20 protein-coding genes are annotated in these 18,053 nt (G+C 68.6%); 11 read left to right on the top strand and 9 right to left on the bottom strand.

Features of this window, described 5'->3' with window-relative positions:
- The first annotated feature begins 116 nt into the window (after positions 1-116).
- The 4 genes from LOK44_RS21730 (at position 117) to LOK44_RS21715 (ending at position 4,803) form a co-directional block, all read left to right on the top strand.
- Positions 117-479 carry a DUF485 domain-containing protein gene (locus tag LOK44_RS21730; protein ID WP_237572178.1) on the top strand — a complete coding sequence of 121 codons (363 nt, stop codon included), beginning with the start codon at positions 117-119 and terminating at the stop codon, positions 477-479.
- A complete protein-coding gene (locus LOK44_RS21725; protein WP_237572177.1) occupies positions 476-2,101 on the top strand; it encodes a monocarboxylic acid transporter in 1,626 nt (541 codons plus the stop codon). Before LOK44_RS21730 ends, LOK44_RS21725 begins: the two co-directional genes overlap by 4 nt.
- A gap of 148 nt (positions 2,102-2,249) precedes the next feature.
- The gene (locus LOK44_RS21720; RefSeq protein ID WP_308192777.1) at positions 2,250-3,449 is read left to right on the top strand and encodes an MFS transporter; all 1,200 of its coding nucleotides are present in this window, start codon (positions 2,250-2,252) and stop codon (positions 3,447-3,449) included.
- A gap of 49 nt (positions 3,450-3,498) precedes the next feature.
- A complete protein-coding gene (locus LOK44_RS21715; RefSeq protein ID WP_237572176.1) occupies positions 3,499-4,803 on the top strand; it encodes an acyltransferase family protein in 1,305 nt (434 codons plus the stop codon).
- Here LOK44_RS21715 and LOK44_RS21710 read toward each other — a convergent pair.
- Positions 4,800-4,967, bottom strand: a complete 168-nt coding sequence (locus LOK44_RS21710) for a DUF5302 domain-containing protein (protein WP_237572175.1) — start codon at positions 4,965-4,967, stop codon at positions 4,800-4,802. The two genes, LOK44_RS21715 and LOK44_RS21710, sit on opposite strands and share 4 nt — an antisense overlap.
- 57 nt (positions 4,968-5,024) lie before the next feature.
- The gene (locus LOK44_RS21705; RefSeq protein ID WP_237572174.1) at positions 5,025-5,468 is read right to left on the bottom strand and encodes a PPOX class F420-dependent oxidoreductase; all 444 of its coding nucleotides are present in this window, start codon (positions 5,466-5,468) and stop codon (positions 5,025-5,027) included.
- A 59-nt stretch (positions 5,469-5,527) separates the two neighbouring features.
- Between LOK44_RS21705 and LOK44_RS21700 the strand changes: the two genes are divergently transcribed.
- Positions 5,528-6,352 (top strand): class I SAM-dependent methyltransferase, encoded by an 825-nt coding sequence (locus LOK44_RS21700; protein ID WP_237572173.1) that lies wholly within the window; start codon positions 5,528-5,530, stop codon positions 6,350-6,352.
- Positions 6,353-6,381: 29 nt separating this feature from the next.
- Positions 6,382-7,221, top strand: coding sequence for a class I SAM-dependent methyltransferase (locus LOK44_RS21695; protein ID WP_237572172.1), 840 nt, complete (start codon positions 6,382-6,384; stop codon positions 7,219-7,221).
- On the opposite strand, the gene LOK44_RS21690 is transcribed toward LOK44_RS21695, so the two are convergent.
- Positions 7,218-7,583, bottom strand: coding sequence for an Rv1152 family transcriptional regulator (locus LOK44_RS21690; RefSeq protein ID WP_237572171.1), 366 nt, complete (start codon positions 7,581-7,583; stop codon positions 7,218-7,220). The genes LOK44_RS21695 and LOK44_RS21690 overlap by 4 nt on opposite strands.
- A 37-nt stretch (positions 7,584-7,620) precedes the next feature.
- Here LOK44_RS21690 and LOK44_RS21685 point away from each other — a divergent pair, with 37 nt between their 5' ends.
- Entirely contained in the window at positions 7,621-8,334 is a 714-nt protein-coding gene (locus LOK44_RS21685; RefSeq protein ID WP_237572170.1) for an NAD-dependent deacylase, read from the top strand.
- A gap of 67 nt (positions 8,335-8,401) precedes the next feature.
- On the opposite strand, the gene LOK44_RS21680 is transcribed toward LOK44_RS21685, so the two are convergent.
- Genes LOK44_RS21680 through LOK44_RS21670 form a run of 3 tightly spaced genes read right to left on the bottom strand, consistent with a single transcriptional unit; the run spans position 8,402 to position 12,016 of the window.
- On the bottom strand, positions 8,402-9,040 hold the full coding sequence (locus LOK44_RS21680; RefSeq protein ID WP_237572169.1) for a class I SAM-dependent methyltransferase: 639 nt from the start codon (positions 9,038-9,040) through the stop codon (positions 8,402-8,404).
- Positions 9,033-9,716 carry a TetR/AcrR family transcriptional regulator gene (locus LOK44_RS21675; protein ID WP_237572168.1) on the bottom strand — a complete coding sequence of 228 codons (684 nt, stop codon included), beginning with the start codon at positions 9,714-9,716 and terminating at the stop codon, positions 9,033-9,035. The genes LOK44_RS21680 and LOK44_RS21675 overlap by 8 nt, the downstream gene beginning before the upstream one ends.
- Positions 9,713-12,016 (bottom strand): MMPL family transporter, encoded by a 2,304-nt coding sequence (locus LOK44_RS21670; RefSeq protein ID WP_237572167.1) that lies wholly within the window; start codon positions 12,014-12,016, stop codon positions 9,713-9,715. The genes LOK44_RS21675 and LOK44_RS21670 overlap by 4 nt, the downstream gene beginning before the upstream one ends.
- Positions 12,017-12,199: 183 nt before the next feature.
- On the opposite strand from LOK44_RS21670, the gene LOK44_RS29810 reads away from it, so the two are divergent.
- Together LOK44_RS29810 and LOK44_RS29805 are read left to right on the top strand one after the other, a co-directional pair.
- The gene (locus LOK44_RS29810; RefSeq protein ID WP_264076871.1) at positions 12,200-12,322 is read left to right on the top strand and encodes a hypothetical protein; all 123 of its coding nucleotides are present in this window, start codon (positions 12,200-12,202) and stop codon (positions 12,320-12,322) included.
- Between the two features lie 275 nt (positions 12,323-12,597).
- The gene (locus LOK44_RS29805) at positions 12,598-12,720 is read left to right on the top strand and encodes a hypothetical protein (RefSeq protein WP_264076872.1); all 123 of its coding nucleotides are present in this window, start codon (positions 12,598-12,600) and stop codon (positions 12,718-12,720) included.
- Between the two features lie 133 nt (positions 12,721-12,853).
- Here LOK44_RS29805 and LOK44_RS21665 read toward each other — a convergent pair whose 3' ends face one another.
- Genes LOK44_RS21665 through LOK44_RS21655 form a run of 3 tightly spaced genes read right to left on the bottom strand, consistent with a single transcriptional unit; the run spans position 12,854 to position 15,775 of the window.
- Positions 12,854-13,849: an NAD(P)H-dependent flavin oxidoreductase gene (locus LOK44_RS21665; RefSeq protein ID WP_237572166.1), complete on the bottom strand. Its 996-nt coding sequence runs from the start codon at positions 13,847-13,849 to the stop codon at positions 12,854-12,856.
- Between the two features lie 15 nt (positions 13,850-13,864).
- Positions 13,865-14,617, bottom strand: a complete 753-nt coding sequence (locus LOK44_RS21660; RefSeq protein WP_163923546.1) for a 3-hydroxyacyl-CoA dehydrogenase — start codon at positions 14,615-14,617, stop codon at positions 13,865-13,867.
- 54 nt (positions 14,618-14,671) lie between these two features.
- Complete coding sequence (locus tag LOK44_RS21655) at positions 14,672-15,775, bottom strand: CaiB/BaiF CoA transferase family protein (protein ID WP_237572165.1); 1,104 nt, start codon at positions 15,773-15,775, stop codon at positions 14,672-14,674.
- A 109-nt stretch (positions 15,776-15,884) separates the two neighbouring features.
- Between LOK44_RS21655 and LOK44_RS21650 the strand changes: the two genes are divergently transcribed.
- Both LOK44_RS21650 and tet(V) read left to right on the top strand, forming a co-directional pair.
- Positions 15,885-16,706 carry an enoyl-CoA hydratase gene (locus tag LOK44_RS21650; RefSeq protein ID WP_237572164.1) on the top strand — a complete coding sequence of 274 codons (822 nt, stop codon included), beginning with the start codon at positions 15,885-15,887 and terminating at the stop codon, positions 16,704-16,706.
- A gap of 71 nt (positions 16,707-16,777) precedes the next feature.
- On the top strand, positions 16,778-18,052 hold the full coding sequence (gene tet(V), locus LOK44_RS21645) for a tetracycline efflux MFS transporter Tet(V) (protein WP_237572163.1): 1,275 nt from the start codon (positions 16,778-16,780) through the stop codon (positions 18,050-18,052).
- Position 18,053: the final 1 nt, after the last annotated feature.

Genomic DNA, 18,053 nt, shown 5'->3' with positions numbered 1-18,053 from the left:
CAGCGCACGTCCACCCGGTTTCGGCGTCGACCCCGGGGAAAGCCCCCACATGTGACGTGAGTCTCAATAGGCTCAGACACCAGTTCGGAATCACACACGTCGTCAGGAGTAATGCGGTGCCCGAGACCATCCCTTCCGATCCCGCGGCCGCGATCAGCGGCGAGCGGTATCTGGAAGTGCAAGCCAGCCCCGAATTCCAAGAACTCCGAAGCAGGCTGCGCCGCTTCGTGTTCCCGATGACCGCGTTCTTCCTGATCTGGTACGGCCTCTACGTGCTACTGGGCGCCTTCGCCCACGACTTCATGGCCACCCAGGTCTTCGGCAACGTCAACGTCGGACTGTTGATCGGCCTCGGTCAGTTCCTGACGACGTTCATCATCACCGGCATCTACGTCCGCTTCGCCAACCGCAACCTCGATCCACGGGCCTCGGCCATCCGCGCTGACCTCGAGGCCGAACTGGAAGGACGGGTCAAGTGACCTACCTCGCCGCCGAGACCGTCGGCAACCCCGTAGCCAACATCGGCATCTTCTCGCTGTTCGTGGTCGTCACGATGATCGTGGTGATCCGAGCCAGTAAGAAGAACGCCACCGCCGACGAGTTCTTCACCGGCGGCCGCGGCTTCTCCGGACCGCAGAACGGCATCGCGATCGCCGGCGACTACCTGTCGGCCGCCAGCTTCCTCGGCATCGCGGGCGCCATTGCCGTGTACGGCTACGACGGCTTCCTGTACTCGATCGGGTTCCTCGTCGCGTGGCTCGTCGCGCTGCTGCTGGTCGCCGAATTGCTGCGCAACACCGGCAAGTTCACCATGGCCGACGTCCTGAGCTTCCGGCTCAGGCAGCGTCCGGTCCGGATGGCCGCCGCCACCACCACGCTGATGGTGTCGCTGTTCTACCTGCTGGCCCAGATGGCCGGTGCGGGTGGCCTGGTGGCCCTGCTGCTCGACATCACCAGCAAGTCCGGCCAGGCAGTCGTGATCGCCGTCGTCGGCGTGCTGATGATCGTGTACGTACTCGTCGGCGGCATGAAGGGCACCACCTGGGTGCAGATCATCAAGGCGGTCCTGCTGATCACCGGCGCCGCGGTCATGACGATCATGGTGCTGGCGAAGTTCGGCCTGAACTTCTCCGAGATCCTCGGTTCCGCACAGGCCGCGATCTCCAGCGCCACCACCGAAGGCGTCGCCAACCGCGACGTCCTGGCACCGGGTGCTCAGTACGGCGGGTCGCTGACCTCGCAGATCAACTTCATCTCCCTGGCGCTCGCGCTGGTGCTGGGCACCGCGGGCCTCCCGCACGTGCTGATGCGCTTCTACACCGTGCCGACGGCCAAGGAAGCCCGTCGCTCGGTGGTGTGGGCGATCGCGCTGATCGGCGCGTTCTACCTGTTCACCCTCGCGCTGGGCTACGGCGCCGCCGCGATCGTCGGGCCCGACCGCATCCTCGGCGCGCCGGGCGGGGTCAACTCCGCGGCACCGCTGCTCGCGTTCGAACTCGGCGGGGTCATCCTGCTCGGCGTCATCTCCGCGGTCGCGTTCGCGACCATCCTCGCGGTGGTGGCCGGGCTGACCATCACGGCGTCGGCGTCGTTCGCCCACGACGTGTACGCCAGCGTGATCAAGCGTGGCCAGGTGACCGAGGACGAGCAGGTGCGCGTCTCCCGCATCACCGCGGTCGTGCTCGGCATCCTGGCGATCGGCCTCGGCATCCTCGCCAACGGCCAGAACATCGCGTTCCTGGTGGCGCTGGCGTTCGCCGTCGCCGCGGCGGCCAACCTGCCGACGATCATCTACTCGCTGTACTGGCGCCGGTTCAACACCCGTGGCGCGCTGTGGAGCATGTACGGCGGCCTGATCTCGACGATCGTGCTCATCGTCTTCTCCCCGGCCGTGACCGGCTCGAAGACCGCGATGATCCCCGGCGTCGACATCGCCTGGTTCCCGCTGGCCAACCCCGGCATCGTGTCGATCCCGCTGGCGTTCATCCTCGGCATCGTCGGAACCCTGACGTCGCCGGACGACGAGGACCCCAAGGTGGCGGCCGAGATGGAAGTCCGCTCGCTGACCGGCATCGGCGCGGAGAAGGCCGTCTCGCACTAGCGGTCGCAACCGAGATAGCGCTGACGGCCACTGCCACTCGCAGTTCACCGCCGTCAGCGCTATCTCGACGTCTGGGGACTGCCGCAAGGGCCCGGGAAGCCCGCGCCCCCGGCCAGCGTTGTGTGGGTTCGTGCTCGACACTCGACGTGTGACGTCTCCGACCGCTACCCGGCGCTACGGGCTGGCCCTGCTGGCCTACCTGTTCGCGGCCGCGATGATGGGCACCACGCTGCCGACGCCCATCTATGCGCTGTACGCCGAGCGCATGCACTTCGACGTGCTGACCACGACGGTGATCTTCTCGACCTACGCGGTCGGCGTGCTCACCGCGCTGCTGGTGTTCGGCAGGTGGTCCGACGCGATCGGCCGTCGCCCGATGCTGCTGGCGGCCGTCGGCTTCGCCATCGCCAGCGCGGTGGTGTTCCTGTTCGCCGACACCGTTCCGGTGCTGCTCATCGGACGGCTGCTGTCGGGGTTCTCGGCGGGCATCGCCACCGGGACCGCGACGGCCGCGATCGTCGAAGCCGCCCCGGAGTCCCGCCGCGATTTCGCGGCCGTGGTGGCCACCATCGCGAACATCGGCGGGCTGAGCCTCGGTCCGGTGGTCGCGGGACTGCTCGTCCAGTACGCGCCGCACCCGCTGATCCTCCCGTTCGTCGTGCACATCGCCGCGATGCTCGTCGCGGCGGTCGCGGTGCTGCTGGTGCCGGAGACGGCGTCCCGATCCGGCCGGATCGGCCTGCAGCGCCTGTCGATTCCCCCGGTGGTGCGCCCGGTGTTCATCACCGCCGCGACGGCCGCCTTCGCGGGTTTCACGGTGACTGGGCTGTTCATGGCCGTCGCGCCGTCGTTCCTGTCGACCGTGATCGGGATCGGCAACCACGCCGTCGCCGGGCTGGTCGCGAGCACGATCTTCGTCGCCTCGGCCATCGCCCAGATCTGCGCGCGACGGACCAACGCCCAGCGCGCAGTCGCCGTCGGGTGCGGCATCCTCGTGCTCGGCATGGCGACGTTGGCTCTGGCGCTGCACTTCTCGTCGCTGCCCACGTTGATCGCGGCGGCCGTGATCGCGGGCATCGGGCAGGGCATCAGCTTCAGTCGCGGGCTGGCGGCCGTCGTTGAGGGCACCCCTGCCGAGCGCCGCGCCGAGGTCAGCTCGACGTACTTCGTGGTGGCGTACGTGGCGATCTCGCTGCCTGTCGTCGGCGCGGGCGTCGCCGCCGAGCACTGGGGGTTGCGCACCGCGGGCATTACGTTCGCGATCGCGGTCGCAGTGCTCTCGGCGCTCTGCCTGGCCGCGATCCTGTGGCAGGAACGGGCCGGCAAGCTGGCCCCCGCCGCGAATTGAGTGGTTCTACCTAGGGCCGAGAACGCCTCGGCCGCCTAGGTTTCTAGGCATGGCACTGGGTTTTCCGACCGCGATCGAGGTCGAGCAGCGGACCCCGCCGGATCGCGACCGGGCGATCGACGTCATCCGCATCGTTGCCCTGGTCGGCGTGGTCGCCGGCCATACGGTGATGGCCACCAGCGCCATCGTCGACGGCGTCTTCATCTGGGACAACCTGCTCACCACGTCCATCGTGTTCCAGGCGCTGACCTGGATCTTCCAGATCATGCCGCTGTTCTTCTTCGCGGGGGTGGCGGCGTCGGTCGAGTCCTACGGGTCCAACTGCTGGGGCGGGTGGCTGCTCAAGCGGTGCACCCGGCTCTACCGGCCGGTCTTCTACTACCTCGCCTTCTGGACGGTCGCGCTCGTCGTGCTCCGGCACGTACTGCCCGAGCACGTGTACGAACCGGTCGCGGGCGTCTCGATCCAGCTGCTGTGGTTCCTCGGCGCCTACGTGCTGGTCCTCGCGGCGATGCCCCTGCTGACGCGCATCACGACGGGGGCATGGCTGGCCGTGGCGATCGCCGCGGCGTACGGCCTCGTCGCGGTCGTCGATCTCCTGCGGGTGGCCGGGCACGTCGGCGTGGCGCTCGGCTACGTGAACCTCGTCGCATGGGTGATCCCGGGCATGCTTGGCGTCGCCTACCGGCGCGGTCTCCTCGGCACGAACCGGGCGTTCACCCTCGGCGTCTGCGCCTTCGTGGTCAACGTGGGTCTGCTGTGGCTGGGGCCCTGGGAACTGAGCCTGGTGGGCATCGAGACCCAAGAGCTGAAGAACATGTCGCCGCCCTCGCTGCTCATGGCAGGCCACTCGATCATGCTGTGCGCGTTCGCGATCGCGCTCGCACCCGCCATCGACCGGTGGGCGAGGCGGCCGCGGGTGTGGCAGCTCGCGGTGATCGGCAACACCGGCGCGATGACGCTCTACCTCTGGCACATGCCGGTCCTGCTGGCCGTGCACCTGGTCTTCGACTACCTCGGCCTGCCCCGCTTCCCAGGCGAGCCGCACTTCGTGGTCTTGAGCGTCATCCAGTTGGCGCTGGTCGCGACGCTGGTGTTCGCAGCATTCGTCGCGCTGCGGCCGCTGGAGAACCAACCGCTGCCGCTCTGGGACGGCGGCAGCGTCACGGCGCCCGGGCCGTGCAGCACGTTCGTCGGCACGCTGCTGTGCATCGCCGCGGCGGCAACGCTGGCGTCCGTCGGCTGGGGGCTGAAGGACGAAGGCGTGTACTGCGTCTCGGTGATGGTCGGCGCGCTGGCGGCGGCGAGGATCGCCGCTTCGGTCACCCCGTCGGTGCGGGCCTCGGTTCGCTAGCCGCTCTTACGGCGGAACTCACGTCGACTCTCGGCGGGGCCGTGCGAACGCGGCTGCTTGTTCCCGCCCGCGGCGGGCGCCGACCCGTTGCCGGAGTTGGCCTTCTTGCGCTCGAGCGCCTCGCGGAACTTGCGTTTGTTGTCGTCCTCGGGTTCTTCGGCCATGGACGAACAGTAGCCTGCCGGACGGGGCGTCGGCGCGACCTTTTTCGGTGCGGCCGGTCAGCGGATCCCGGGCGGCAGCCCGTAGAGGTGCGCGACCGGCAACGTGAGCACCACTCGCCGATCGTCGACCATGGCCCGCCGGTAGTCGACCCAGTCGGGGTGTTCGCCGGAGATGTTGCGGTACAGGGCGATCAGCGCCTCGACGGTGTCGTCGTCGGGCGCCGCAGCGGGTGGCGTCAGGGTGGCATCGCCTTCGGCGACCGCATAGGACCAGCCGTCGTCGGACGCCACGTGGATCGACGCCCGCGGGTCGCGCCGCAGGTTGCGCGTCTTGGCCCGCGGTTCGGTGACCGACACCTTGATGGCCACCTCGCGCGAATCGAAGTGGTAGGACACGTTCGACAACTGGGGCCGACCGTCACGCTTGATGGTCGCGAGCACTCCCAGCGAGTTGTTGGCGATCACTGCCAGGAGCTTGTCGTCGATCACGTGACGGGTCATGACGCCAGCCTACGACCGCATGCAACGGAGCCGACCTCGTTTCCGCGACGGTACCTACGATGACTGGCATGAGCGTGATCGATGGCAACGGCTTGGAAGGCGTGTCGGCGACCACGCTGTGGACCCTGCACAACCGCGCCTCCGAGGCCAAGCGGTCCGACGGCGTGATCCGCGACCCGTGGGCGGTGACGCTGTTCGACGCGATCTCCTACGACTACCTCAAGTTCGGCAAGCCCAACCAGTCGCACGGCCTGCGCGCGGTCGCATTCGACGCCGCGGCACGCGACTACCTGGCGACCCATCCGAAGGCGGCCGTCGTCGCGCTGGCCGAGGGGCTGCAGACCAGCTTCTGGCGCCTCGACCGGGCGGGGGTCGTCGGTGAATCACGCTGGTACTCCATCGATCTGCCACCGGTGATGGACCTGCGCCGTCGGTTGCTCCCCCACGACGACCGGATCGTCGAACTCGCACAGTCCGCGCTGGACACCTCGTGGATGGACCGGGTCGACTCGACGCACGGCGCCTTCATCACCGCTGAGGGTCTGCTGATGTACCTGGACCCCGACGATGCCATCGGACTGATCCGCGCGTGCGCCGCCAGGTTCCCGGGCGGTCAGATGATGTTCGACTCGATTCCTCGCTGGTTCAGTAGGCGGACGCTCAAGGGCTTCAAGCTCTCCGACCGCTACGTCGCACCCCCGATGCCGTTCGGCCAGAGCGCCGACGAAGCGCTGCAGTTGGCGGGCCGCATCCCCGGGGTGGCAGCCGCTCGCGACGTCGCCTACCCGTCGGGTCGCGGGGTGTTCAAGGCGTGGCCCGCGTTCGACCACGTCGGGCCGCTGCGCCGGGCACGGCCCAGCATCACGCTGCTCGAGTTCCGCTGACTTTCCAGGCCTTCGGTACATTCGCGAAGGTGAGTTCGACACCCCGCCCGGAATCCAAGGTCGACGCCGTCCTGTCCGGCGTCTCGGAGACTGCGCTGCTGACGTTGCAGGTCCGCGCCAGCGAGGCGCGCAGGCCCGACGCGATCATCGACGATCCGATGGCAGTCACGCTCGTCGACAAGATCGACTACGACTTCGCGAAGTTCGGGTACGCCCGCCGCCAGGACATGGCGATCCGCGCGCTCGCATTCGACGACGCGACCCGCACGTATCTGCGCGACCACCCGGCGGCCACCGTCGTGGCGCTGGCCGAGGGACTGCAGACGAGTTTCTGGCGGCTTTCAACGGACGCCGGCGGGAAGTTCCGCTGGCTCACCGTCGACCTGCCGCCGATCGTCGAACTGCGCAACAAGCTGCTGCCGGAGTCCGACCGCGTCGAGGTCGCCGCCCAGTCGGCGCTCGACTACGGCTGGATGGACCGCGTCGACCCGACCGACGGCGTGTTCATCACGGCCGAGGGGCTGCTGATGTACCTGCAGCCGACCGAGGCGATGGCGCTGATCACCGAGTGCGCCAAGCGCTTCCCCGGCGGCGCGATGATGTTCGACCTGCCGCCGTCGTGGTTCGCCTGGATCGCGCGCCGCGGCATGCGGACGTCTATGCGCTACAAGGTGCCCCCGATGCCGTTCAGCATGTCGGCATCCGAGGCCGCCCGACTCGTCGACGTGGTGCCCGGCATCCGTGCCGTGCACGACGTGGCGCTGCCTGCTGGCCGCGGCCGGGTGTTCAACGCGGCGCTGTGGGCGATCCAGCGAATCCCGCTGTTCGATCCGGTGCGGCCGGCGTTCACCCTGCTCGAATTCGGCTAACCGAACGCCGCTTCGACGTACTCGAGCGCCGCAGCCTTGTCCACGCCGAGGGAGCGGGCGGTTGCCGCGTAGGCGTGAGCTGCGCTGGCCATCGCCGAGTCGGCGGGATCGGCCCTGGCCACGAAGGTGCCGAACCTCCCCCGGGTCTCGACGATGCCCGCGGACTCCAGCTCCCGGTAGGCCCGCGCGACGGTGTTCACCGCCATCGACAGCTGCGTGGCGAGTTCGCGCACGGTGGGCAGCCGCGTCCCCGGCGTCAGCCTGCCCTCCCGAACGCCCTCGATGATCTGCACCCGCAATTGATCGAACAGAGGTCTCGCAGCGTGCGGATCGACGCGAACCCATTCCCCCAAATCGGTCACCTGCACAGTATGGCCAAGAACGGCTAGTTTGGTGAACGTGCAAGTGACCGTGCTCAGCGGAGCCGGCATTTCGGCCGAGAGTGGAGTGCCGACGTTCCGCGACGTCGAGACCGGACTGTGGGCGAAAGTCGACCCGTACGAAATCTCCAGCACCGACGGCTGGCAGCGTCATCCGGAGAAGGTGTGGGCCTGGTATCTGTGGCGCCACTACATGATGAAGGGGGTCGCACCCAACGACGGCCATCGCGCCGTCGCGGCCTGGCAGGACTACGCCGAGGTGCACGTCGTCACCCAGAACGTCGACGACCTCCACGAACGCGCGGGTAGTCAGCGGGTGCACCACCTGCACGGCAGCCTCTTCGAATTCCGTTGCGACCGTTGCGATGCCGCCTACGACGGCGAACTCCCCGCCATGCCAGAGCCGGTCGAGACCGTCGACCCACCCCGGTGTGCGTGCGGCGGCATGATCCGGCCGAACGTCGTGTGGTTCGGCGAGGCGCTGCCGTCGGAGGCGTGGGACCGGTCGGTGGAGGCCGTCGCCAATGCCGACGTGGCGATCGTGGTCGGGACGTCGGCAGTCGTCTACCCCGCCGCGGGCCTGCCGGAGATGGCGCTGGCCAACGGCGTCCCGGTGATCGAGGTGAACCCCGTGGCCACCGCGCTGTCGGCGTCCGCGACGCTCAGCCTGCGCGAGACCGCTGCCACGGCACTGCCGACGCTGCTCCAGCGCCTGCCCGCACTCCTCGGCTGACGCCGAGACGACGGTTGTCGACGGGTTTTGCCGATATTCGAGCAACAACCGTAGCGTCGGCGCGCTCCTAGGACGGCCTGACCGCGCGGCCGATGGCCGCCTCGGATACCGGCGCGGGCACCCACGACGGCAGCACCCACTCGCGGCGGGAGTCGGCCACCTCGAAGCCCGCGGCGACGGTCGACGCCTCGGTGTGCCGATGGGTGTGACAGTTGCCGAGTAGGCGTGGCCACACCGTCGCGTCGGCCACGCGCTGCAACCGCGATCGCCAGCCCGTGCCCGCGACGTGCTCGAGGTAGCGCAGCTCGCCGCCCGGCCGCAGCATCGACGACAATTGCCGCAGAACGGCATCGGGGTCGGCCACCGAGCACAGGACCAGTGAGCACACCACGGCGTCGAACGGCTCAGCACCCGCATACCGTTCGACCGTCTCGGTGGAGACGGTGACGGGCACGGGCGCCGTGGCAGCGGCCTCGCGGGCCAGGGCGGCCAGCCGCACCTCGGGTTCCACGGCGACCACCTCGGTGACCGTCGTCGGGTAGAGCGCGAAGTTGGTGCCGGTTCCCGCGCCGACCTCCAGGACGCGCCCGGTCAGGCCGCGGAGGTTCTCCCGGCGCAGCCGCACGATCGACTCGGGTTCGCGGGCCGACATCCGCGCCCACATCTTCGCGAAGAACGGGTTGTCGACGGTGTCAGGATCAGTCATCGGACATTCCCTTCAGGAACTCGACGGCGTGCTGCGGCTCGGTGTCGGTGCCGACCGTCCCCAACAGGATCCGCCCGAAGCACGCCGAGCGCAGCACCCGGTCGGCGAACTCCTCGGCGTCGCCGAACGGCATGTGGGGCCGCGCGATCAGCAGCGCAGCCACCCCGTGGGCGACCGTCAACAGCTCGAGGCCCATGACAGTGGCGTCCCCGGGCGGGTAGATGCCCTCGTCGACGAGAGCCTGCACCGTATCCCGCAGGTGCACGAAGGCCGAGCTGTTCAGCGTCGCGTCGACGTCGCTGCCGGGCATCGGATCGCCCATCGTGGCGATGCGGTACAGCTCCGGGTTGTCGAGCGCGAAGCGCACGTAGGCCATGCCCTGTGCGCGGAGTCGCTCGATGGTGGTCGGCTGGTCGGCGGCGAGCCGCTGCATCACCACGTCCAGTCGTTCGAAGTACCTCGCGCACACGGCGTCGAGCAGGGCGTCCTTGTCGTCGAAGTGCAGGTAGATCGACGGCGGCGTGACGCCCACCCGGTGGGCCACCGCGCGGATCGGGACGGCCTTGGCGTGCCCGGTCTCCAGCAGGAGGTCGGTGGTCGCGTCGAGTATCTCCTCGCGCAGTTGGTCGCCCGACCCGCGTGGCGCGCGCCGTCGCTTGAGGTGCTCGACGGTCACGTCCCGCTGCCCTCTGTGGCATCGACCAGCCGATGGCGCCCCGCGGCGACCTCGGGTCCGGATTCACTGATCCCGATGCGCTGATGCAGCCGGGTCAGTGGCTTCGGCGCCCACCAGTTCCAGCCACCCATGAGGTGCATGAACGACGGCACCAGCAGCATGCGCACCAGCGTCGCGTCGACGAGGATGGCGAGGGTCAGTCCGACGCCGAACATCCGCATGAACGACACCTGCGCGGCGATGAGCGCGGCGAACGAGATCGACATGACGAGCGCGGCAGCGGTGATGACGCGGCCGGTCCGGGCCAGGCCCATCGCGACGGCTTCGTCGTTGACGGCGCGGGCCTCGACGCGCGTCAGCGTCGCGGGCCCGTCGGCGCGCATCTTCAGCCAGTACTCCCGGATCCGCGCGACCAGGAACACCTCGTAGTCCATCGACAACCCGAACGCGATGCAGAACAGCAGCACGGGCATGTTCGCCACCAGGGTTCCGGTGGGCGTCGTGCCGAATGCGCTCAGGTGACCCTCCTGGAAGATCCACACCAGCGCACCGAACGCCGCACCCAGCGACAGGACGTTGAGCACGATCGCCTTCAACGGGAGCACCACGCTGCCGGTCAGGAGGAACAGCAGCCCGAAGGTGATGACCGCGATCAGACCGAGCACCAGCGGCAGCCGCTCGGTGATGGCATCGACGCTGTCCCTGTTGATCTGGGCCACGCCGGTGAACTGCACGGCACGTCCGTCCGGGCCTGCGACAGCATGCAACGCGTCGAGCTGGGCCTCGGAGGCGTCCGAGAACAGCGGTGCCTTGCTGCTGATCGTGAGGAACGCGCTGCCCTCGGCGACGCCTGTCGCGGCACTCGGCGGGCCGACCCGGTTCCCCGCGACGAACGTGCCGGTGGGCGCCGACACCGCCGCCACGTCCGCGACCCGCGACAGGTCCGCGGCGTAGCGCTCGATGACGTTCGGCGTCAACCCGTCCGCATTGGGGATCACCACTGAGACCGCGGTGGCCGAGTCCTCGGCGTAGTCGTTGCGCAGCTCGTCGCCGACCACGTGTGCGGACGCCGACTTCGGCAGCACGCGATCGTCGGGGAACCCCCACTTCACCGAGAGGAACGGTGCGCCGAGAGCGAGCAGCAGCACCACGACGGCCAGACCGATCGGCAGTGCACGCCGCGTGACCATCTTGGTCGACCGGTACCAGAACAGCCGGTCCACGGGCTTCGGCGCCGGTTCCCGACGACCGAACAGGCGCCGCAACGGCTTTCGCACGTCCAGCGAGTCCAGCCGGTCGCCGAGGAACCAGATGGCGGCGGGGGTGATGACCACCGCCGCGAAGGCTGCGAACGCCACCGTGGCGACGCCGGCGTAGGCGAACGACTTGAGGAAGTACATGGGGAACAGCAGCATCGCCGCCATCGACAGGGCGACGGTCACGGCGGAGAACAGCACCGTGCGTCCCGCGGTCGACATGGTGCGGATCAGCGCCCGTTCGCGCGGCACGCCGTCGGCCAGTTCTTCGCGGAAGCGACTGATGATCAGCAACGTGTAGTCGATCGCGAGCGCCAGGCCCATGGCCGTCGAGAGGTTGAGCGCGAAGATGGACACGTCCGTGCCGAACGTGATCAGCCGCAGCACCGACATGGTGCCGACGATCGCGAACGCGCCGATCATCATCGGCAGCGCAGCGGCGATCAGACCGCCGAACACCCAGACCAGCACCAGGAAGCTGAGCGGGATGGCGATCGCCTCCATGAGCAGCAGATCGCGCTCGGATTGAGCGCTGATCTGCGCGTAGACCATGGCGACACCACCGGCGCGCACGGTGACGCCGTCCCGGTCGTGGACGACCTCGTCGGCGAGTGCCTTGGCGTACTTCTGGGCCATGTTCTCGCCACCGGTCATGCCGGCGACGATGAGACCCGACTTGCCGTCGCGGCTCGTCAACCCGGCTGCGACCTCCGGGGGCGCGGTCCAGGCCGACGTGACGGTGGACGTGTGCGGCGACTGCTCGATCTCAGCGACGATGTCGGCGGCCGCCGCCTTGGCCGCGGGGCTGTCGACGCCGTCGGGTGCGGTGATGGCGACGAGCATCTGCATGTCGCCCTGGTCGAACTCGTCGGTCAGCAGCTGGGTGGCTTGGGATGACTCGGAGGCGGGGTCGGCGAAGCCGCCCGCGGACAGGCTCTTGGCGACGGGGATGCCGAACACTGCTGCGGCCACCATCACGACCGCGGCGGCAGCCAGCACCCGCCTGGGCGCATGGATGGCAAGTACGGCAATTCGACGCAGCAAGGTGGTTCCCTCCCCCTGAGAAATCAGCGTTAACTTAACAGCGGTAACCAAGAGCGGTCAATGGCTTCGCCCCGCGCTGCAGCTCGTTGCCGGCCGGTGGAACCTACCCGTGGGTAAGAATTGCCATGGTTTTCAGAATCGTGACTCAAAGTCCTCTTAATGGTGATGGTTACTGTCCAGTACATGTGGATCGACGACACCAGTGCCGATGTCATCAAGGTCGACTTCGAGGCCCTCTATCACGGGGACGTCCTGGTCGAGGGTGACACCTCCGAGCAGTTTCCCGACCTCGCTGCCGCGGTCTGACCGAAGCGGGTCCACCCGCTCGGCATGACTGCTGCGAGCAGCGCGGATGCGCGTTGCGCGACTGCGGTCGAGCGTCGCGAGGCGCGACGAGGGCGGTCCGGGCATGACGCGAGCCGCCGACGCATGCCGTCGGCGGCTCTCCGCGTTCCGGGGGGAGTTCCCAGGTCTCGCGCGGCTTTGCCGGAGCGCCGCAACCTACTCAGCGGTAAGAGCTGCCACCAATTTCAGAAGATGGGCTCAGAGTTCTCTCAATCCCCGTGGTTACTGTTCAGTACATGTGGATCGACGACAGCAGTGACAACGTGATCAAGGTTGATTTCGAAGCGCTCTACCACGGCGACATCCTCTTCGAGGGTGACACCGCCGAACAGTTCCCGGATCTCGCCGCCGCAGTCTGATCCAGTAGCCGGCGCCCGGGTTCAACACCCCTGCGCGCCGGGATCCTGGACGCCTGATCGAGCCGAACGTGAAGAAAGCCGCCGACCCATGGTCGGCGGCTTTCTCCGTCTCGAGGTCCGGTCCTGATCCGATCTAGGCGCTGACAGCCGCCGCGGTCGCGACCATGCTGCCGAGCCGCCCGGTGATGATGTCCTCGGCCTCGCGCACGATGCGCGAGATCAGCTCGTCGCACGTCGGGATGTCGTCGATCAGACCCATGACGGTGCCGACGGTCCAGATGCCCGCGTCGAGGTCGCCGTCGTCGAACACCCGACGGCCACGCACCCCGGCGACCAGGTCCTTGACCTCCTCGAACTGACCGCCGCGATTCAGGATCTCGACGACCTCGCGGGAGACGGTGTTGCTCGCCACGCGCGCGGTGTTCCGCAGGGTCCGGAAGATCAGCTCGGTACCGCGTTCGTCACCCGCGACGATCGCATCCTTGACGTTCTGGTGGATGCACGACTCCTGCGTGCACATGAACCGCGTCCCCATGTTGATGCCGTCGGCACCCAGGGCCAGCGCGGCGACCAGGCCACGCGCGTCGCCGAAGCCGCCCGAGGCGATCATCGGGATCTCGATCTGCTTGGCAGCAGCGGGAATCAGGACCAGCCCGGGCACGTCGTCCTCGCCGGGATGGCCTGCGCACTCGAAGCCGTCGATGCTGATGCCGTCGACGCCGAGGCTTTGGGCCTTCACGCCGTGCCGCACCGACGTGCACTTGTGCAGCACCTTGATGCCGTTGTCATGGAACATCGGCAGGTGCGGCGCCGGGTTGGAGCCCGCCGTCTCGACGATCTTCACGCCCTCGTCGACGATCACCTGGCGGTACTCGTCGTACGGCGGTGGGTTGATCGACGGCAGGATCGTGAGGTTCACGCCGAACGGCTTGTCGGTCAGCTCACGCGTCTTGGCGATCTCGCGGGCCAGATCGGCAGGGGTGGGCTGTGTCAGCGCGGTGATGAAGCCGAGGCCACCGGCGTTGGCGACGGCTGCCACCAACTCCGCGCGCCCGACCCACTGCATGCCACCCTGGGCGATGGGGTGCTCGACCCCGAAGACCTCGGTGAACTTCGTCGTGATGCTCATCTGCGCAACCCCCGTCTACCGCGGAGCCATGCGGATCGCGCCGTCGAGGCGGATGACCTCACCGTTGAGCATCGGGTTCTCGACGATGTGCACGGCAAGCGCGCCGTACTCGTCGGGATCGCCGAGGCGGGCGGGGTGCGGCACCTGCTGACCGAGTGAGCGCTGCGCCTCCTCGGGCAGTGAGCCCAGCAGCGGAGTCTTGAACAGGCCGGGGGCGATCGTGCACACGCGGATCAGCTCACGCGAGAGGTCACGCGCGATCGGCAGCGTCATGCCGACGACGCCGCCCTTGGACGCCGAGTAGGCAGCCTGGCCGATCTGTCCCTCGAACGCCGCGACGGATGCGGTGTTGATGATGACGCCGCGCTCCTCGCCGACCGGCTCGGTCTTGGCGATGCGCTCGGCCGACAGCCGCAGCACGTTGAAGGTGCCGATCAAGTTGACCTGGATGGTCTTGCTGAACACGTCGAGCGGGAACGGGCCGTTCTTGCTCAGCGTCTTCATCGCGCTGCCGATGCCCGCGCAGTTGACGTTGATGCGCAGCGGGCCGAGCGACTCGGCGAGGTCGAGGGCCTGGGTGACGGCGGCCTCATCGGTCACGTCGGCGGAGGCGAACCGCACCCGGTCCCCCAGCTTCGCCAGCTCGTCGCCTTCACGCAGGTCGATCACGACCACGCTGGCTCCGGCGTCGAGCAGCCGCTTGGTCGTGGCGAGACCCAGACCGGATGCGCCACCGGTGACGACGGCAACGGCGTCCTTGATCAGCACAGATGCATTCCTTTCGTGATGTCGACCCAGGGCCGACCTACTGGTTGGTTGGGACTATACCCACTCGTTGAGGACGGTTCCGGTGTCGGCGCCCGGCACGACGGGCGGCCTCGGCCGCTCGGGAGCGCTGCGGGAGAACCGCGGGGCGGGCATGGGCTGCAGGTGCTCCCCGGCGTCGGAGACGTCGCGGTAGAACGTGCCGCGGTCGGTGATGTGCGCTTCGGTCTCGACCTCGGCGAAGCTCAGCACCGGCGTCACGCAGGCGTCGGTGCCGTTGAACACCCCGGCCCAGTGGTCGCGGTCGTGCTCGGCGAACGCCTTGGTGAAGGCCTCGCGCAATTCGGGCCAGCGGGCCATGTCGTTCTGGTCCGGCAGGTCCGCGGTGTCGAGTCCAAGCCCTTGGAGAAGCAGCGCGTAGAACTGCGGCTCGATGGCGCCGACCGCGACGTACCGCCCGTCGGCCGTCTCGTAGGTGTCGTAGTACGGCGCACCGGTGTCGAGCATGTTGGTGCCTCGGACGTCACTCCACATGCCGGTGGCGCGGAAGCTCCACATCATCTGCATCAGCACGCTGGACCCGTCGACCATCGCGGCGTCGACGACCTGGCCCTTGCCGGAGGTCTGTCGCTCCCACAGCGCGGCGAGGATGCCGACGAGCAGGAACATCGAGCCGCCGCCGAAGTCACCGGCGAGGTTCAGAGGTGGGACGGGCCGCTCGTCCTTGCGGCCGACGGCGTGCAGCAGACCGTTGAGCGAGATGTAGTTGATGTCGTGGCCGGCCTGCAGTGCGCGCGGGCCGTCCTGTCCCCATCCGGTCATCCGGCCGTAGATCAGTCGCTCGTTGACCTTCGCGCAGTCCTGCGGTCCGAGCCCGAGGCGCTCGGTGACGCCGGGGCGGTAGCCCTCGATCAGCACGTCGGCCTTGGCGATCAGCTTGAGGACCAACTCGCGGCCCTCGTCGCTCTTGAGGTCGGCCGCCACCGAACGCCTGTTGCGCAACATCGAATCCCGGCTGGGCATTTGCACGCCCCCGCCCTTCTTCGGCCGCTCGATGCGCACCACGTCCGCGCCAAGATCGCCGAGGATCATCGCCGCGTGGGGTCCGGGGCCGATGCCGGCCAGTTCAACGACTCGCAATCCCTGCAGTGGTCCCGCCATCGCAATGCCTCCACCAATAGACCTAGGTTGACCGCCGACAAAGCTTACTTGTATAACCAAGTCGATCCGCTGCGGGCCTCAGAGCTCGCCCCGACGCGAGGCGAGGCACATGACCACCACTGCATCCGATCCGACGCCCTATGCCGCAATCGACCATCTCGCGGTGTCCCTCGACGACGGCGTGCTTGCGCTGACGCTCAATCGCCCCGACAGCCTGAACTCCCTGACCGCCGCGATGTTGCACACCATCGGGGACTCGCTGGACCGCGCGGCGACCGACCCGGAGGTCAAGGTGGTCCGCATCGGCGGCGCAGGCCGCGGGTTCAGCAGCGGGGCCGGAATCAGCGCAGAGGACCACGCCAACCCCGGCGCGAGTGGCACCCCCGCCGACGTGCTGGCCGCGGCCAACCGGGCCATCGCGGCCATCGTCGGCCTGCCGAAGCCGGTGGTGTCGGTCGTACACGGACCCGCCGCAGGCGTCGGCGTCTCCCTCGCCATCGCCGCAGACGTCATCCTCGCCTCGGAGAAGGCCTATTTCCTGTTGGCGTTCACCAAGATTGGGCTGATGCCCGACGGCGGCGCCTCGGCGCTGGTGGCCGCATCGATCGGCCGTACCCGGGCGATGCGGATGGCGCTGCTGGCCGAGCGACTGACGGCGGCCGACGCGCTGGCCGCAGGTCTGGTCAGCGGGGTCTACCCCGCGGACGAACTCGACGCCCACGTCGATGCGGTGCTCACGACGCTGAAGTCCGGCCCTGCCGTGGCACTGCGAAAGACCAAGCAGGCCATCAACGCAGCGACGCTGACCGAACTCGACGGCGCCTTCGAACGCGAGACCGAGGGTCAGCTGGACCTCCTCGATGGTCACGACTTCCGCGAGGGCACCAGGGCGTTCCAGGAGCGTCGGGCTCCCCACTTCGGCGATCACTAGCGCCGCACGGCACGCCGGCCCTGCCGAAAACCATTCGACGGCAGGGCTGCTCGTAGACGAGCATCGTCTACATGAGCGCGCACGTCGAGACTGAGCCGGTGTCAACCGGCGGTTGGCGCGTGCTCGCACCGTTCCGGATCCGCGAGTACCGCCTGCTGATCGCGGCGGTGTCCCTGTCGATCTTCGCTGAGGGCATGTGGGCCGTGGTGATGGCGCTGCAGGTGATCGAACTCGACGACGATCCCACGTCGCTGTCACTGGTGGCGACCTGCCTCGGAGCGGGACTGGTGGCCTTCGTGCTCGTCGGCGGCATCGCCGCCGACCGCATCGACCAGCGCGCGATCATCATCGTCGTCGAGTGCGTCAACGTCGTCGCGGTGGTCGTCGTCGCCGCGCTCGGAATGATTGGCGCACTATACATTTGGCACATGGCGGTCGCCGCGGGCGTGCTGGGCATCGCTGCGGCGTTCTTCTTCCCCGCCTACAGCGCACTGCTGCCCCGGATCCTGCCCGCCGAGCAGTTGCTTGCCGCCAACGGCGTCGAGGGCGTCGTGCGGCCGGTGTTCCAGCGCGCGGTGGGGCCTGCGGTGGCGGGCGTGCTGGTCGGCGCGACGTTCCCCGCCGTGGGCGCGTACGTGGTCGCCGGGCTGTTCGCGCTGGGTCTGATGCTTCTGGTCACCACGCGGCCGGTGCGTGACGAGCCGTCGCCGGAGGCGGAGCGTCCGCACGTCGTACGTGATCTACGTGAGGGTTTCGCGTTCATGGTGCGCACGCCGTGGCTGCTGTGGACGCTGCTGTTCGCGAGCATGTTCGTGCTGGTGGTGCTCGGCCCGATCGAGGTGCTGCTGCCGTTCGTCGCCGCGGACCGGTTCGCCGACGGCGCCCGCGCCTACGGGTTCATCCTGGCGTTCTTCGGCGTGGGCAGTGCGATCGGTGCGCTGGCGGTGTCGTCGGTGCGCCTGCCGCGGCGCTATCTGTCGGTGATGATGACGATGTGGGGCCTGGGCTCCCTACCGCTGAGCGTGGTGGGCGTGACGTCGTCGTTCCCGTTGATGGCGGCGGCCACGTTCGTCGTCGGCATCACCGACGGTGCGGGGATGGTGATCTGGGGGACGCTGCTGCAACGGCGCGTGCCCCGGGCGATGCTGGGCCGGGTGTCGAGCCTGGACTTCTTCGTGTCGCTGGCGTTCATGCCCGTGTCGTTCGCGATCGTCGGCCCGCTGTCGAAGGTGGTCTCGATGGAGACGATCTTCGCCGCCGCCGGCATCGTGCCGGTGCTGCTCGCGGCGGTGGCGGTCACGGCCGCGCGGATGCCGCGCGACGAGATTGCCAACCCGCTGCGGTGAG

The organism is Mycolicibacterium lacusdiani (genome assembly GCF_021916785.1).
In the GTDB taxonomy this organism is placed as follows: Bacteria; Actinomycetota; Actinomycetes; order Mycobacteriales; family Mycobacteriaceae; genus Mycobacterium; species Mycobacterium lacusdiani.
This window is presented reverse-complemented; position numbering and strand designations above follow the sequence as displayed.

Excerpts from the sequence above, each read along its gene's own strand:
- LOK44_RS21715 (WP_237572176.1), top strand. The coding sequence starts at position 3,499 with ATGGCACTGGGTTTTCCGACCGCGATCGAGGTCGAGCAGCGGACCCCG.
- LOK44_RS21710 (WP_237572175.1), bottom strand. The coding sequence starts at position 4,967 with ATGGCCGAAGAACCCGAGGACGACAACAAACGCAAGTTCCGCGAGGCG.
- LOK44_RS21705 (WP_237572174.1), bottom strand. The coding sequence starts at position 5,468 with ATGACCCGTCACGTGATCGACGACAAGCTCCTGGCAGTGATCGCCAAC.
- LOK44_RS21700 (WP_237572173.1), top strand. The coding sequence starts at position 5,528 with ATGACTGGCATGAGCGTGATCGATGGCAACGGCTTGGAAGGCGTGTCG.
- LOK44_RS21680 (WP_237572169.1), bottom strand. The coding sequence starts at position 9,040 with ATGACTGATCCTGACACCGTCGACAACCCGTTCTTCGCGAAGATGTGG.
- LOK44_RS29810 (WP_264076871.1), top strand. The coding sequence starts at position 12,200 with ATGTGGATCGACGACACCAGTGCCGATGTCATCAAGGTCGACTTCGAG.
- LOK44_RS29805 (WP_264076872.1), top strand. The coding sequence starts at position 12,598 with ATGTGGATCGACGACAGCAGTGACAACGTGATCAAGGTTGATTTCGAA.
- LOK44_RS21665 (WP_237572166.1), bottom strand. The coding sequence starts at position 13,849 with ATGAGCATCACGACGAAGTTCACCGAGGTCTTCGGGGTCGAGCACCCC.
- LOK44_RS21655 (WP_237572165.1), bottom strand. The coding sequence starts at position 15,775 with ATGGCGGGACCACTGCAGGGATTGCGAGTCGTTGAACTGGCCGGCATC.
- LOK44_RS21650 (WP_237572164.1), top strand. The coding sequence starts at position 15,885 with ATGACCACCACTGCATCCGATCCGACGCCCTATGCCGCAATCGACCAT.